13 protein-coding genes and 1 pseudogene are annotated in these 15,855 nt (G+C 64.6%); 5 read left to right on the forward strand and 9 right to left on the reverse strand.

Annotated elements, in window-relative coordinates; translation table 11 throughout:
* Nucleotides 1-69 precede the first annotated feature (69 nt).
* The 4 genes from ACETMP_RS13955 to ACETMP_RS13970 are packed head-to-tail and all read right to left on the reverse strand — an operon-like array spanning nt 70 to nt 5,945.
* The gene (locus ACETMP_RS13955; protein ID WP_375161375.1) at nt 70-1,356 is read right to left on the reverse strand and encodes an MFS transporter; all 1,287 of its coding nucleotides are present in this window, start codon (nt 1,354-1,356) and stop codon (nt 70-72) included.
* A 23-nt stretch (nt 1,357-1,379) separates the two neighbouring features.
* Entirely contained in the window at nt 1,380-1,898 is a 519-nt protein-coding gene (locus tag ACETMP_RS13960; RefSeq protein WP_028135104.1) for a PRC-barrel domain-containing protein, read from the reverse strand.
* Nucleotides 1,899-1,918: 20 nt separating this feature from the next.
* On the reverse strand, nt 1,919-4,123 hold the full coding sequence (locus ACETMP_RS13965; protein WP_375161376.1) for a glycogen debranching N-terminal domain-containing protein: 2,205 nt from the start codon (nt 4,121-4,123) through the stop codon (nt 1,919-1,921).
* 58 nt (nt 4,124-4,181) lie between these two features.
* The gene (locus tag ACETMP_RS13970) at nt 4,182-5,945 is read right to left on the reverse strand and encodes an ABC transporter ATP-binding protein (protein WP_375161377.1); all 1,764 of its coding nucleotides are present in this window, start codon (nt 5,943-5,945) and stop codon (nt 4,182-4,184) included.
* 270 nt (nt 5,946-6,215) lie between these two features.
* On the opposite strand from ACETMP_RS13970, the gene ACETMP_RS13975 reads away from it, so the two are divergent.
* Entirely contained in the window at nt 6,216-7,286 is a 1,071-nt protein-coding gene (locus ACETMP_RS13975) for a glycosyltransferase family 4 protein (RefSeq protein ID WP_375161378.1), read from the forward strand.
* Nucleotides 7,287-7,470: 184 nt separating this feature from the next.
* Here ACETMP_RS13975 and ACETMP_RS13980 read toward each other — a convergent pair whose 3' ends face one another.
* The 5 genes and pseudogenes from ACETMP_RS13980 to ACETMP_RS14000 all read right to left on the reverse strand — a co-directional run bounded on the left by ACETMP_RS13980 (nt 7,471) and on the right by ACETMP_RS14000 (nt 13,676).
* Nucleotides 7,471-9,399 (reverse strand): alkyl/aryl-sulfatase, encoded by a 1,929-nt coding sequence (locus tag ACETMP_RS13980; RefSeq protein WP_375161379.1) that lies wholly within the window; start codon nt 9,397-9,399, stop codon nt 7,471-7,473.
* A gap of 179 nt (nt 9,400-9,578) precedes the next feature.
* Nucleotides 9,579-10,871, reverse strand: a complete 1,293-nt coding sequence (locus ACETMP_RS13985) for a TRAP transporter large permease (RefSeq protein WP_375161904.1) — start codon at nt 10,869-10,871, stop codon at nt 9,579-9,581.
* Nucleotides 10,872-11,078: 207 nt separating this feature from the next.
* A pseudogene (locus ACETMP_RS13990) lies at nt 11,079-11,555 on the reverse strand (TRAP transporter small permease); the annotation flags it as partial.
* Nucleotides 11,556-11,710: 155 nt separating this feature from the next.
* Nucleotides 11,711-12,712 (reverse strand): DctP family TRAP transporter solute-binding subunit, encoded by a 1,002-nt coding sequence (locus ACETMP_RS13995; protein WP_375161380.1) that lies wholly within the window; start codon nt 12,710-12,712, stop codon nt 11,711-11,713.
* Between the two features lie 193 nt (nt 12,713-12,905).
* Complete coding sequence (locus ACETMP_RS14000) at nt 12,906-13,676, reverse strand: methyltransferase domain-containing protein (RefSeq protein ID WP_375161381.1); 771 nt, start codon at nt 13,674-13,676, stop codon at nt 12,906-12,908.
* 148 nt (nt 13,677-13,824) lie between these two features.
* Here ACETMP_RS14000 and ACETMP_RS14005 point away from each other — a divergent pair, with 148 nt between their 5' ends.
* The 4 genes from ACETMP_RS14005 to ACETMP_RS14020 all read left to right on the forward strand — a co-directional run bounded on the left by ACETMP_RS14005 (nt 13,825) and on the right by ACETMP_RS14020 (nt 15,465).
* Nucleotides 13,825-14,568 (forward strand): SDR family NAD(P)-dependent oxidoreductase, encoded by a 744-nt coding sequence (locus ACETMP_RS14005; protein WP_375161382.1) that lies wholly within the window; start codon nt 13,825-13,827, stop codon nt 14,566-14,568.
* Between the two features lie 187 nt (nt 14,569-14,755).
* Entirely contained in the window at nt 14,756-14,932 is a 177-nt protein-coding gene (locus ACETMP_RS14010; protein WP_018322718.1) for a hypothetical protein, read from the forward strand.
* A 117-nt stretch (nt 14,933-15,049) separates the two neighbouring features.
* Complete coding sequence (locus ACETMP_RS14015) at nt 15,050-15,175, forward strand: hypothetical protein (protein ID WP_375161383.1); 126 nt, start codon at nt 15,050-15,052, stop codon at nt 15,173-15,175.
* 14 nt (nt 15,176-15,189) lie between these two features.
* Entirely contained in the window at nt 15,190-15,465 is a 276-nt protein-coding gene (locus ACETMP_RS14020; RefSeq protein WP_375161384.1) for a hypothetical protein, read from the forward strand.
* Nucleotides 15,466-15,855 lie beyond the last annotated feature (390 nt).

The following is a 15,855-nucleotide window of genomic DNA, read 5'->3' on the forward strand; positions in this document are numbered from 1 at the left end:
ATCCTCCTCCTCCCTACCAACTTGGCCGGCCGAACCCGTTTCGGCCGGCCATTTTCTTTGGGCCAGCCATCATGCCGTACGCCGCGTCTCCGGCATCGCAAGGAGAATCAGCAAGAGTCCGGTCGCGGCAACGCCGGACAGCCCGATGAAGGCGGTCGCGTTGCCGAACTTGTCGCTGACATAGCCGCCGAGCACGGTGCTCAGCGACGCTCCGATGCCCGTTGCGGTGCCGACGATTCCTTGCGCCAGATTGAAATGGCCGCTGCCGAAGGCGACGTCGGCGACGATCAGCGGAATCATCACGGCGAATACCGCGGCGGTAATGCCGTCGAACACCTGCACGGCGACCAGCAGATAGGGATCGCGCACGGTCGCAAACAACAGGCCGCGAATCGCCAGCGCGCCGAACCCGATCAGCAGCAGCGGTCGCCGACCCCACGCCTGCGCCTTGCGCCCGACCGTCGGCGACAGCAGCGCCACGATCGCCTGCGGGACGACGATGCAAAAGGCGACGAGCACCGTCGCCCATTGGGCGGACCGCGCCGTCACCGCGCTTGCCATCAGCGGCATCATCGAGGCGTTCGCCAGTTGCAGCAGCAGAACGCTCAGGGCAAAGATGATCAGCGGACGCTGCCGGATCAGGTGCCAGATATTGGTGTCGGCACGGTCGGCGGCTTCAGGCGGCATCTCGCCGTGACAGCGCCTGATATCGACCTCACTCTCGCGGATGCGCGAGAGCGCGATCAGGGTCGGAATCACGAGCAGGAAGGTGACCAGGAAGACCGAGCGGCTCGACAGCAGATAGCCCGCCGTGCCCATCACTGCCGCCGCGACGCCGTTGCCGAGCGAGGCAAAGCGCGCGTTGCGGCCGAGCCGCTCGCCGATCGCGAGCGGGCCGACGAGACCGAGGCTGATCGCGGCGATCGCCGGGCCCAGCACGCAGCTCGCCATCGCATGCAGGGTGGCGGCGGTCACCACGACCGCGAAGATCGGCATCGCGGCATAGGCGAGCGCGCAGGCCCCGATGGTCGTGATCGCGAGGGCGGCGACGAGACGCTCCGATTTCGCGGCATCTATGATCGCCCCGCCCGGCATCTGCCCGATCAACGCGACGATGCCGCCGATCGACAGCACGAGGCCGATCTCGACCTGGGTCCATTTCTGGGTGGTCAGGTAGACCGCGATGAAAGGGCCGAATCCGGTCTGTACGTCGGCAAGGAAGAAGATGAACCAGTCGAGGCCACGCAGGCTCTGGCGCGACGGCGCCGGGACGCCGGCGACCGATGGCGCGGCGACGTTGTCCTGTTCAACGCGGCCCTCGCGATTGGCATGGTTCAGCTTCCTCGACAACAGCACAGGCGGTGGACCCTCCCCGCACCTCACTGGATCGCTTGCAGCGGTTGAAGGCTGCCGGACGCGCCGAGCACGACGATCGGCGTGTCTTCCTTGTATTCCGGCGCGGCCGCGACCTGCGCCTTGGTCAATTCCAGCGTGATGCTGTCCTTCTTGTTGGCAATCTTGCCGAAGCGCAGCGCGTTCCATTCCACCACGATCTTGCGGCTGCCGACGCCGAGAAACCCGCCGAAATCGATCGCGGCAGCGCGCACATGGCCGGTGCGATCGACGATGACGTCGACGATCCGGCCCATGTCCTCGCCGGCCGCACTGCGCACGTCGCGGCCGAGCACGCCATGGGCCTCGCTCGCGCCGATGATGGTCACCGACGGCGGCGGGGCGGCATCCTTCGGCGTTACGGGTACGGTCGAGGCCGGTGGCTGAGTTGCCGGCGCGTTGGCCTCGCGCGGGCCTGTCGGCGGCTCGTCCGCGGCGTGCGAGGTGGCGACCGCCAGGCTCGCAACGATGGCTATACCAAGGATCAATGCTCCATTCGCACGCATGACGCCCTCCTTGCGCGCCGCTAGCGCGCCAGCACGATCGAGACCTGGATCTGGCCGCGCGTGCGCATCACCTCCAGCGCCACGTCGTCGCCGTGGCGGCTGACGCGCAGATCGACGCTGGAATCGCCCAGCCGCAGATCGCGCAAGATCACCTCGTTGAGGAACGCCGGCAGATGCGGGTTGCGCAGGCAGATCTCGCCGCGCGCCACGTCGAATTCGAGCCCGAGCGCCGCCTCCAGGAGCGTGAACGGCGTGGCGCTGGCCCAGGCCTGCGGCGCGCAGGCGACCGGGTAGAGCGTCGGGCCTCGCCGCTTCTCGCGCCGGAAACCGCAGAACAATTCGGGCAGCCGGCGCAGGTCCATGTAGGTCGCCGCGTCGAACAGCCCCTTGAAGACATGCGCCACCGAGTGCTTGAGGCCGTAGCGCGCGAGCCCGAGCGCGATCAGCGCGTTGTCGTGCGGCCAGATCGACCCGTCATGGTAGGACATCGGATTGTAGCGCGCCTCGCCCTGCGCCACGGTGCGGATGCCCCAGCCCGAGAAGAAATGCGGCCGCATCAGATCGGCGGCGACGAGGCGGGCGCGGTCCTCGCGGATCATGCCGCTGAACAGCACCTGACCGGCGTTCGAGGTCCGCACCTTGCACGGCCGCTTCCTGCCGTCGAGGGCGAGCGCATAGGTGCCGAGTTCCTCGCACCAGAACGCCTGCTCGAAGCGTTCGGCCAGCGCCCTGGCGTCGGCGTCGAGCTTGCGCGCACGGTCCAGCTTGCCGAGCCGCAAGGCGCAACGCGCGGCGAGCTGCTTGGCGGCATAGACGTAGCCCTGGACCTCGGCGAGCGCGATATTGCCTTCCGCGAGCTGGCCGTCGGCGTGGAAGATCGCGTCGTAGGAATCCTTCCAACCCTGGTTGGCCAGCCCCTTCTCGGTCGCGCGCTGGTATTCGACGAAGCCGTCTTGGTCGGGATCGCCGGGGCCATCGATCCAGGCCAGCCCCGCCTCGATCGCCGGCCACAACTCGATCAGCGTGGCCTCGTCGCCGGTGCGCTCGAAATAGCTTCCCGCGAGCAGCACGAACAAAGCAGTCGAATCGACGCTGCCGTAATAATGCGCGAACGGCACCTCCCCGAGCGCCGCCATCTCGCCGCCGCGCATCTCGTGCAGGATCTTTCCGGGGGCCGCGTCCGCGAGCGGGTCGACCTCCTCCGCCTGGAAATGCGCGAGCCGGCGCAGGACGCCCTTGGCGATGCGCGGATCGACCCACAGCATCTGGAGCGCGGTGATCAGGCCGTCGCGGCCGAACGTCGTCGAGTACCAGGGAATGCCGGCATAGGGATAACGCCCCTGCGGCGTCTCCGTCATCAGCATGTTGAGGTCGGCCATGGCCTGGCACAGCACCTCGTTGAAGATGTTGTTGGAGGTCTCGATGCTGGCGGCGCCCATGGTGGAATGGCGCATCTCGCGGCGGTGGGCGAGCAGTCCCCGGAAGAACCGCGCCGGCTTCTCCGCGATCGGCCGGTTGCAGGACACGGCCACGAAAAGCGAAGTCGATTCGTGCGGGTCCAGCTCGAGCTGCCAGGTCGCCGCGTTGACCGACAATCGCGTCGGACGCGGGTCGAGATGCAGCGCCGTGGTGCGCTCGGTGTCGTCGAGACCGCGATATTCGAACAGCACGTCGGTCGGCCCGACCAATCTGCTCGTGCCGGTCCCCCGGTGCGGGCGGCGCTCGCCGCGAACCTCGAACAGGTCAGCAAAATCATTGTCGAACAGCAGCGTCAGCTCGAAGCTGGTGCGCCGCTCGCCATGGTTCTGCACGCCAATGCGCTGATAGGCGGTGCCGCGCCAGAGGAAGATCGTGCGCACGATGTGCAGCAGATCCTTCTGCAGGACGAGGCTGTCCTGCCGGTAGATGTCCGGATTGGTCAGATCGACGGTCAGCGCCGAATTGTCGTCGCGCAGGTTGGAGCCGAGCAGCAGCGGCTGGAGATCGTCGAGCACGAGCTCGAGCCGCGCGAGGTAGCGCGTATCGTGATGGAACAGGCCATCCGGCCCGCCTGCCGATGCGCCGATGTCGCCGTGGCTGTCGAGCACGATGAACATGTCGTCGTGCTTGAGCGACCGCCGCGGCCGCGCCGAGGGCCCGGTCATCGGAATGTAGAAAGGTTGCTCCGCGACCTGTTCGGAGGTCCGCGTCACGGAGACGAGTTGGGTTACGGCTTCGGCCGACATGAGCAGCTCCCCTGCGCTTGTTTTGAAACGCGACCGACTCGAGAACGCGACTGTTGGCTTACGCGGCGGCTTGCGCCAGCCTACTCATCTCCTGCGTGACCAGTTCACGATAGGGTCCGTGCCCCTGCATGAGGCGCTCAGGCGATCCGTCTTCGATGATCTTACCATTTCTCAGCACCACCACGCGGTCGAAATTGCGCAGCGTTGCCAGCCGATGCGCGATCGCGATCACGGTGCGACCGCGCATCAGGCGCGACAGCGCCTCGCGGATCGCCTCCTCGGATTCGCTGTCGAGCGCGGCGGTGGCCTCGTCCAGCAGCAGGATCGGCGCGTCCTTCAGGAAGGCGCGCGCAATCGCGATACGCTGGCGCTGGCCGCCGGACATCTTGACGCCGCGATCGCCGACCATGGTGTCGAGGCCTTCGGGCAGGCTGTCGATGAAGTCGCAGCGCGCCGCGATCGCCGCGCGCAGCACCTCGTCGTCGGTCGCGTTCGGGCGGCCATAGCGGATGTTCTCGCGGATCGAGCGGTGAAACAGCGAGATGTCCTGCGGCACGACGGAGATCGCCTCGCGCAGACTCAGCTGCGTGACCTTCGAGATGTCCTGGCCGTCGATGGTGATGCTGCCATCTTCGACGTCATAGAAGCGCTGCAGCAGCGTGAACAGCGTCGACTTGCCGCCGCCGGACTGGCCGACCAGGCCGACGCGCTGGCCAGGCTGCAAGCGAAGGCTGAACCGCTCGAAGATCTTCTCCCCGCCGGGATAGCCGAAGGTGACGTTGTTGAACGCGATCGCCGCGCCGCTCTTGAGCAGCGGCTCGGCCTCGGGGTGATCGCGCAGCTCGTGCGGCACCAGCAGCGTCGCGATCGCCTCGGTCAGGCGGGCGACGTGCTGGGTGACGTCGACCAGCGCCACCGCGAGATCGCGCGTGGCGCTCAGGATGGAGATGCCGAGCGTACAGACCAGCACGACGTCGCCGGTGGTCGCCGCACCCTTCTGCCAGAGCGTGACGGCCCAAGCCATCAGCCCCACCGTCAAGAGCACGGTCACGGCGGCATGCAACAGCCGCAGCTTCTCCAGATAACGCAGGCTGCGGCTTCGCGCGGTGAGTTCCCGATTCACCGTCGCGTCGAACCGCTCATGTTCGTGGCCGATGCCGCAGAAGGCCCGCACCAGCGGCATGTTGCTGATCACGTCGATCATCTCGCCGTCCACGACCGCCGCCTTGTCGGCGAAATCGTCATGCAGGGGCTTGCCGGCGGCGGCCAGGTGGAACATCGCGACCACCATGCCGCCCGCGATCACGGTCAGCCCGAGCGCCATGTAAGGGCTGACGGTTCCAATCAGGGCGATTGCCGCAATTGTGGCGATGCATGGCGGCAGCACGTTCCAGACGAACATGTTCTCCACCGTGAACACCGCATTCGACGTCGCCGTGATGCGGCTCGTCAGCATGCCCGGCATGCGGTCGGAGAAATAGCTCGGGGCGTGCCCGGTCAGATGACGAAAAATGTCACGGCGTAAATCCCCCGTGACGCCAACGAAGGTGAAGCTCGCGGTCCAGCTCGCGATCCGCCACAGGAAGTTATCGGCAGCGATCAGCGACATGAGTAAAATGAATGCCAGCCATACGCTGCCGCCATTCCCTGGTCCCGCCGACAGGCTGTCGACGAGGAATTTGACTCCGTACTGGGTGCCTACCGAGCAGGCAACCGCGGCAACGACCGCGCTCAGGATCACCAAATGCGACGCGAGACGACGCCGGAGATAGCGCAAGACAAAGGCAAATGGCCTGCGCGCGTATCCAGAAAGCTGATCCATATGGCTATCGCCCCGTAGTTGGTCTTCGTTTGTTACTGGTCGACTGAACATCGACCTCTTCGCCCGGGTTCCCGGGCTTGGCGATCACGACACGCGGATGCGGACGATCTGCGAAGATGTGGTGGCAGGATCGCGACGCTCCCCAACGTGTCGAAGAAGTAACGTTTGGGAGAAGGAACTTCGCAAGTGCGGGAACGTTCCCCTGTCTGGCATAGCCGGTGCCGTACTGGCGGGGGTTTCGACAATCATGATCGCAGAGGAGATGGTGAGATGCGCATCGCGCAGGTAGCTCCGTTGACGGAGGCTGTTCCACCCAAGCTGTATGGCGGCACCGAGCGGGTGGTGCATTGGTTGACGGAGGAACTGGTGGCCCTGGGACACGACGTGACGCTGTTCGCCAGCGGCGACTCGCAGACCTCGGCCAAGCTCGATGCGTTGTGGCCGAAGGCGCTTCGCCTCGACGGTTCCGTGCGCGATCCCAATGCGCTGCACATGGTGCTGCTGGAGCGGGTGCGGCAGAAATGTGACGACGAGGAATTCGACTTCCTCCACTTCCATCTCGACTATTACCCCTGGTCGCTGTTCCACCGGCAGCCGACGCCGTTCCTGACCACGCTGCACGGCCGGCTCGACCTGCCGGAGCATCAGCCGGTCTTCAAAACCTTCTCCAAGATGCCCGTCATCTCGATCTCCAACGCGCAGCGGCGGCCGGTGCCGCAGGCCAACTGGGTGACGACGATCCATCACGGTCTTCCGGAGAACCTGCTGACGCCGAAGTCCACGCGACAGGAATATCTCGCCGTGCTCGGCCGCATCGCGCCCGAGAAGGGCGTCGACCGCGCCATCAAGATCGCGACGCATTGCGGCATTCCGCTGAAGATCGCGGCCAAGGTCGATCGTGCCGACCAGGATTACTACGACGAGCTGATCCGGCCGATGATCGAGAACAATCCGCTGGTGGAATTCATCGGCGAGATCAGCGATCACGAGAAGTCCGATTTCCTCAGCGGCGCGCTCGGGCTGCTGCTGCCGATCGACTGGCCGGAGCCGTTCGGCCTCGTGATGATCGAGGCCATGGCCTGCGGAACGCCGGTCGTCGCCTTCAACCGCGGCTCGGTGCCCGAGATCATCGACGAGGGCCTGACCGGTTTCATCGTCGAGGACGTGATCAGCGCGGCGGGCGTGGTGAACCGCCTTCCGCAACTCGACCGCGCCGCGATCCGCAGGCAATTCGAGACGCGCTTCACGGCGCGCCGCATGGCGCTGGACTATCTCGCGGCCTACCGCAGCCTCGCCGAAGAAAAGGCGCCGCGCATCAAGCTGGTGAGCAGCGCGGAGTAGGTAGTCACACCCACAACTGTCGTCCCGGACAAGCGCGCCGCAAGCGCGCGCCGATCCGGGACCCATACTCCGCAGCAATAGTCTTGCGAAGACTCGTAGTTTCCAGTGTCGCCCAACACTTCTCCCTGGGGTTATGGGTCCCCGCCTTCGCGGGGACGACACTGAATGTGGCGCGCCAGTGTCCTTACCTCACCGCCGCCCGCTTCGGCTCGACGATCTCGAACATCCTCGGGAATTCGTCCATCAGGCCCATCAGCTCGGCCAGCTTCATCGGGTTGCCTGATAGCTTGACCTTGCCGGCCGTAACTGCCTCCGGAAAGCTCGTCAGCTTGGCGATCACCTCGTCGAGCGTTGCGCGCGCCAGCGTGAAGCTGGCATCGGCGCCTTCGGCCTGCACCCCCTCTCTGTAGGTGAGCGCGCAGTTCTCCAGATTGAGCACGAAGGTCTCGCCGGTGTCGGAAAAGCTCCAGTTCAGGACGATGTGCTTGCCTTCCGCCTTGGGACCGTTGAGGCGAATACCCAGCACATCCCAGAGCTGCGAGGTGCGTAGCGCGGCCAGCGTCTCGCGCGGCATCGGCGGGCGTGCCGGCACCTTCGGCATGCCCTGGCGCAATTCCTGGGCGCCGAACAGATAGGCGTTGCGCCAGGTCGCACTTTCGGCGGCGTAGCCGAGCTGCTCCAGCGTATCGGCCAAGAGACCGCGTGCCGCCGCATTGTCAGGCTCGGCGAAGACGAGATGCCCGAGCACTTGCGCGACGAAGCGGAATTCACCCTTGTCGAAATCGGTGCGCGCCCGCGCCAGGATCGCGTCCGCCCCGCCCATGTACTCGACATACTTCTTGCCAGACTCGACCGGCGGCAGCGGATCGAGATTGACCGGATTGGCGTCGTACCAGCCGAGATATTTCTGGTAGATCGCCTTCACATTGTGGCGGATGTGGCCGTAATAGCCGCGGCCGTGCCAGGCGCCCTCCAGGCTCTTCGGCAGCTTGATCGTCTCGGCGATCTCGGCAGCCGTGAGGCCGTGATTCATCAGGCGGATGGTCTGATCATGCGCGAATTTATAGAGGTCGCGCTGCTGCCGGATCATCGTGCCGATGCGCTCGCGTCCCCACACCGGCCAGTGATGCTGGCCGCACATCGCCTCCGCCTTGCCGTCCCAGAGCTGCACAGCCTCGCCCAGATATTTCGACCAGGCCAGCGCGTCACGCACGTCGGCGCCGCGGAACGGCAGCAGGTTGTGGAAATTGTGCGTGCAGTTCTCGGCGAGGTTCAGCAGCTTGTAGCGCGGGACGAAGAAGTGCATCTCCGCCGGCGCTTCGCTGTTCGGCGCCATCTGGAATTCGAACGCGACGCCGTCGATCAAGCGCGTGTCGCCGGTCGCCATGATCAGGTCGGTCGGGCGCAACAGCGCAACCGATCCCGCCGCCATCGACTTGCCGAGACCGCAATCGACCTGTCCCCGCGCCCCCTTGGCGAGCAGCGGCCCGAACTGGTACTGCGCCCGGCGCAGCATCGCCGGTCCCGCAATGATGTTCTCGGAGACGGCGTGCTCCATGAACAGGTTCGGCGCGATGAGGGGCACGCGGCCGCTCGCGAGCGCATCCTCCTCCACCACGCCGCGGGCACCGCCCCAATGGTCGGTGTGGGTGTGCGTGAAGATGACGGCCGAGACCGGCTTCACGCCGCGATGCTTGAAATAGAGATCGAGCGCGGCGCGGGCGCCTTCGATCGAGGTCAGGGTGTCCACGACGATGACGCCGCTGTCGCCCTCGATCAGCGTCATGTTGGCGATGTCGAGCCCGCGCACCTGGTAGACGCCGGGCACGACCTCGAACAGGCCGTGCTGCATGTTGAGACGCGACTGCCGCCACAGGCTCGGATTGACCGTGGGCGGTGCCTCTTCGGCGGACAGGAAACCGTAAGGCCGAAGGCTCCAGACCGTCCGCCCCTGCGGGCTCGTGATCTCGGCGTTCTCGATGCTGCCGAGGAAGCCGCGCGCGGCATCGTCGAAATCCCGCGTGTCGGAAAACGGCAGCGCGTTCAGCATCGCCGCTTGCTGCGCGATGACGGACGGCGTTGCGTCCTTCGGCTCGCTGTTGCTTTCAGTCATGCTGCATCCTCCCGGCCGGCTGCGCGGCATCTAACCGCATCCTGCGGGCGATTGCCATTGCCGACGGAAGGATGCCTAGCCCGGATGAAGCGAAGCGCAATCTTTGGACTTCGATCCTGGCACGAAGAAAGCCCCGGATTACGCTTACCCTCCATCCGGGCTACGATGTTTTCCTTCGGCTACATCCCCAGCAGCCTCGGCAGCCACAGCGACAGGCCGGGCCAATACGTCACCACCACGAGGAAGCCCAGCATGGTGAGCAGCCATGGCCACACCGCGACCGTGAGCTCGGTGATCCCCATCTTGGCGATGCCTGAGGCGACGTAGAGATTGAGGCCGACGGGCGGATGGCACAGGCCCACCTCCATGTTGACCGTCATCAGGATGCCGAAATGAATGGGATCGATGCCGAGCTTGATCGCGACCGGAAACAGGATCGGCGCCATGATCAGGATGATCGAGGACGGCTCCATCACGTTGCCCGCGATCAGCAGCAGCAGGTTGACGAGCAGCAGGAACCCGATCCATCCCAGGCCCTGGTCGATCATCCATTGCGCCAGCGCCTGCGGCACGTTCTCGTAGGTCATCAGGAACGAGAACAGCACGGCGTTGGTGATGATGTAGAGGAGCATCGCCGAGAGGTTCGCCGATGACAGCAGCACCCGCGGCACGTCGCGCAGCTTCAGATCCTTGTAGATGAACACCGCGACGATGAAGGCGTAGACCGCGCTGACGGCGGCGGCTTCGGTCGGCGTGAACAGGCCGCTGTAGATGCCGCCGATCACGATCACGATCAGCAGGATGCCCCAGATCGACTTGCGGAAGGCGTCGAGACGCTCCATGAACGTCGCCTTCGGCATCCGCGGATAATCGTTGCGCCAGGCGCGATAGAACGTCGTGGCGCCGAGCAGGGAGGCCAGCACCAATCCCGGCACGATGCCGGCGATGAAGAGCTTGCCCACCGAGCTGTTGGTGGAGACGGCGTAGAGCACCATCGGGATCGAGGGCGGAATCAGGATGCCGAGCGAACCCGAGGTCGTGATCACACCGGCGCCGAACCGCTTCGGGAAGCCTTGCGCGACCATCGCCGGCAGGATCACCGAGCCGATCGCCACCACGGTCGCCGGCGACGAGCCGGAGATCGCGGCGAACAGCGCGCAGGCCACCACGCCCGACAAGGCGAGACCGCCGTACCAATGGCCGACCAGGGAGGTTGCGAAGGCGATCATCCGCCGCGCCACCCCGCCATGGGTCAGGAAGTTACCGGCCAGGATGAAGAACGGGATCGCCATGATCTCGAAATTCTCGATGCCGGTGAACAGCTTCAGCGCCACCGATTCGGTTCGCACGTCGGTCAGCGTGAACATGAAGCTGAGCACGGTGAGACCCAGCGCGATCGAGATCGGCATGCCCGTCAGCATCAAGGACAGCAGCAGCGCGAACACGATGACGACGCGGAGGCCCTGCGGCAGCGCGATGATATGGCCTGCATGCGCGATACACACGGCAACGATCAGGACCGGCAGCAGCATCAGGATCCAGCCCAGCGGGCTGCGCTCGTCCCGAACCACCTGGGTGGGCGTGACCGGGGCCGGATGCACGGGATCCACCTCGACGCCTTCGACCCCCGCCACGTCGTGGTGCGGCAGCTCGCCGGTCCGATAGAACGACCAGGCGACCTGCAGGAAGCGGAAGCACATCAGGCCGGAGCCGACCGGGATGGTGAGATAGACCATCCACATCGGCGCTTCCAGATCGTTGGACTGCTGGCCGCTGTGCCACATGTGGCCGACGAAGGCGGCGCCGAAATAGGCGACGATGGCGGTAAAGAGCGCGCCGCACAACAGCCCGAAGGTGATGACGCGCCGGCGCGATCCGCCCGGAAGGATGTTGACGAGCACGTCGACGCCGACATGGATGCCGGTCCGTACGCCGTAAGCGGCGCCGAACTTGGCCATCCAGATGAACATGTAGATGCAGAGCTCCTGCGCCCAGGACAGGTCGAGCGCGGCCAGCCAGGCGAACACCGCGCGCATCGGAACGGCCAGGAAAGCCAGGTTGCGGGCTTCCGCCCATTTGGCGATGTCGATCGACAGCCCGGCGCCGTAGCGGTGCAGCACGGCGACGAAGATCAGCGACGTCGCGGCTGCGATCATCGTCGCGATCAGCCATTCCTCGAGATGATCGAGAAAACGATTCAGCACTCGCAGCAACTTGGTCCCCCCAGCTTCGGTTCGTCCATTCAAGAGCGAAACGGCCGGGAGTGCGATCACCCCCGACCGTCGGCGTTGTTCTTATTGGGCCGTGGCCGTCAGTTCATCTTGACGTCGAGTTCCTTGGCAAGGAGATCGAGCACCTCCTGCCCGACCCGCCCCTTTGCCCATCTATACGTCGGCTGCATCGCCTCTTGCCAGGCCTTGCGGTCGGCATCGGTGAGATAGTGCAGATTGGTCTTGCCCGTCTTCTTGATCGCGGTCAGCGCGTCCTCGTTCTCCTGGCGCGCGATCGAGTTGGTGTAGTCGGTCGCCTCCGCCATCGCCTTGTCGAGCTGGGCGCGGATGTCGGGCGGCAGGCCCGACCAGAACTTGGAATTGACGATCACGGCATATTGCAGATGGGCATGATAGGACACGGTGATGTCCTTCTGCACCTCGTAGAACTTCTGCGTCAGGTAGTTCGACGCGGTGTTCTCGCAGCCGTCGACCACGCCGGTCTGCAGGGCCTGGTACACTTCCGAGAACGCCATGATCTGAGGGATCGAGCCCATGATGCGGAGATATTGGTCGGCGATCTTCGATCCGGAGATGCGGAATTTGAGACCCTGGAAATCCGTCGGCTTCAGCAAGGCGCGGTTGGCGGAGAGCATGTGGAAGCCGTTGTCCCAATAGGCGAGACCGGTGATGCCCTTGGCCTCGAGCTTCTGGAACAGCCATTTGCCGATCGTGCCCTTCATCGCGTTGGCATAGACCGCATCGTCCTTGAACAGCCAGGGAAGATCCAGCGCTTCGAACTCCTTGACGCCGAGCGGCGCGAATTTCGCGGTGGAGGGCGCGAGCATCTGCACCGAGCCGAGCTGCAGCGCCTCGATTTCCTCCTTGTCCTTGTAGAGCGTGGAGTTCGGGTAGACTTCGACCTTGACCTTGCCGTCGGTGTATTTCTCGGCCAGCTCCTTGAATTTCAGCGAGCCCTTCCCTTTCGGGGTGTCGTTGGCGACGACGTGGCTGAACTTGATGACGATCGGGGCTTGCGCCGACGCAGCAGCGGGGGCCAGACCGAATGCGGCCGCCGCGACCGCGAGTAGCAGTTTGCGCATGAAGACCTCCCCAACGACCTCGAAACCGGGTTCTTCTTGTTTTGCGGTCAGTACTGGCAGCAATCCGCAAGCCGAACAACCAGACCTAAGCCCAATTTACCGCACCCAAGCTATCTTGACGGACGCTGTCTGCGCAACCCGGCATGCGGGCCCGTCCATGGGAAAGAGCGCTTATGTGCATTGCGGCAATGCATCAGCCCTTGCGCTGGGCGACCATGAAGAGACGGCGGAACGGGAACAGGGTCTGCCCCGCCGCATTTTTCGGATAGGCTTTCGCAACGCGCGCGCCATAGGCGGCTTCGAACGCGATCTTCTCGTCCCCCGCGAGCACGTCGAGATAGCGCGTCAGCCAAGTCCCCTTGGTCCATTCCTTGACCGGGTTGTCGCCTTCGAGCACTTGCAGATATTCGGTCTCCCAGATGTCGATATTGGCCGACATCGGCGCGAGAAGATCATGGTAGTAGGCTGGCCCCTCGACCGGCGGCGGCGTGACGAGATGCTCGACCTTGGATCGCCACGGACCATCGAGCGCGGTCTCGCCGATCAACACATGCGACGGCGCCAGGAAGTTGCGCGGCATCTGCACCGCAAGCATGCCGCCAGGCTTCACCCTCTCCATCACCGACGGAAACAGTGCCGCATGATTGGGCAGCCAGTGCAGTGCGGCATTGGAGTAGATCAGGTCGTATAGCCTGGCCGGATGCCAATGGCCGAGATCTTCATGTGACCATTCCACATCCGGTGCCGCCTTGCGGCCGGCGGCGACCATCTCGGCCGAACCTTCGACGCCAGTCACGCTCGCCTCCGGCCAGCGCTCCTTGATCAGTTTGGTGACGTTGCCGGCGCCCGCGCCGAGATCGACAATCTCGCGCGGGCCAAAATCTGGAATCCGCATCAAGAGGTCGACGGCGGGCCGGAGCCGATGGCCGGAGAATTTCAGATATTGCTGCGGATCCCAGACCATCGCTCAACGCCTTTTTCTTTTTCGTGTTTCCTTCAACGCCGCTCTTGGTTACCACTGCTCGTCCCGCTCAGGCAATTCGCAAGGCCGGCGGGATGGGACAGGAAGCGATCAGCAACAAGCAAGAAGACAATCAAGAGAGCGTGTAACCATGGACCTCGGGCTCAAATTGAAAACCGCTGTTGTCACCGGCGCGAGCATCGGCATCGGACGCGCCATTGCCAAGGGCCTCGCGGCCGAAGGCGTGCGCGTCGTCGGCGTGGCGCGGCGCGGCGACTTGCTCGCAGAGCTCGTGAAGGAAGTCGGCGGCGGGCTGATCACGCCGTTCGAGCAGGACGTCATGGCCAAGGACGCGGCGGAGCGGATCGCGGCCTTCGCGTTGAAGGAGCTCGGCCATGTCGACATCCTCGTCAACAATGCCGGCGGCAGCCGGCCGCTGCCGGTCGATGCGCCCGACAGCAAATGGGACGAGGCGATCGCGCTGAATTTCACCAGCTACCGCCGCATCGCGCATGCGCTGCTGCCGCAGATGATCGAACGCAAATGGGGGCGCATCGTCAACATCACCGGCAAGTCCGAGCCCGAAGGCCTCAACGCCGCCTTCGCCGCCAAGGCCGCGGTGCACGCCTGGGCCAAGGGCCTGTCGCGCGAGGTCGGCGAGCACGGCATCACCATCAATTGCATCCCGCCCGGCCGCATCATGAGCGAGCAGATCCGCCGCAACTACGCACCCGATTATCGCGAGCGCTTTGCGGAAGAGGAAATTCCGGTCGGCTATTGGGGCGAGCCGGAGGATCTGGCGGCGCTCGCGGTCTTCCTGGCCTCGCCGGTGGCGCGGTACATCACGGGCACGGTGATCCCGGTAGATGGCGGATTGCGGCGGTATCAGTTCTAGATAAAGACCGATCCCGTAGGATGGGTAGAGCGCAGCGAAACCCATCGGTCCAAGCCAGGCCGCAGCATGACGGGTTTCGCAAGTGCTCTAACCATCCTACGCGCTGGTTCCGCACAACATCACCGCCCGGTGATGCCGGAACGGTCAGTCCGCCGCCGCGTTGTCTCCCATATAGAAGGAGAACATCATGAGCGTTGAAGGCAAGATCAAGGAAGGTGCCGGTTACATCAAGGAAGAGATGAACGAGCACGGCAAGGACCCCGAGAGCCAGCGCAAGGCTCAGGAGGGACGCGATCTTCGCAACGAGGGCCGCATGGAAGACGGCAAGCCGCCGAAGACCACCAAGCCCGGCACTGGACACTGATCCGATCAATTCGAAACCGCCTCCGACCGACGTCGGGGGCGGTTTTCGTTTGAGCAATATGAGCGCGGAACATGCAGCGCATCGCGCCGTTGCTCCGGCCTCACTGGAGGAAAGTTCATGCCCACGACATCGCTCGCCGAAATCGCGAAGGATATGGCCGGAATGGGCATCGTCCTGATCAAGGTCAAGGCGAGCCGCATTGCTTATTGGAAGGGGCGTGACGAGGGTGAGATCGAGCTCTGATCGGCGAGTTCATCGTGCGGCGATTCCTTCAGTGGTTCTTCCGAAGCCGCGAAACCGGTGTCATCACCATCGCGCAATGGCCCAATCTCACTCTATGGATCGTGATCGTTGCGGGCGTTCTGCTTTGGATCTGGCCTTCCGCAGGCAAAGCCAGCGTCGGCTTGACGATCGTGTTGAAAGGCGGACTCATCATCTGGGGCATCGATGAGATTTTTCGCGGCGTGAATCCTTGGCGGCGCTGTCTCGGCGCCGCCGTCGTCATCTATGAGTTCACGACGCTTCTGCCGTGAAGCCGGGAGACAATCGACGGGCGGGACGACGGCCCTGCCGCTGCAAGCTTGCGGCCATGCTTCGAGACGCCCGCCTCCGGCAAATCCTCAGGATGAGGACAGAGTGCGTGGCGCTGGTTTGACGGCATAGATGCTGCTTAGCCCCATCCTGAGGCGGCCGCGAAGCGATCGTCTCGAAGGACGAGGCGCGCGCTCAGCCCGCGCAACGCGCCAAATGCTATCTGTCCCCGGGGGATAGGGAGCGACGGTATCAATTCCGGAAGCGCAGGTTCTTGCTCCACGTCCTGAACGTTGCTACGCCGCAGAAGCGTCGAGGCGTCGACAACGCTGATTTGCGTCAAGGGAACGTTCGAGACGCTGCCAGATCTTTGCGCGCGATCGGCGAGCCGA

It is taken from the genome of Bradyrhizobium dasycarpum (assembly GCF_042019905.1).
Classification (GTDB): domain Bacteria; phylum Pseudomonadota; class Alphaproteobacteria; order Rhizobiales; family Xanthobacteraceae; genus Bradyrhizobium; species Bradyrhizobium japonicum_B.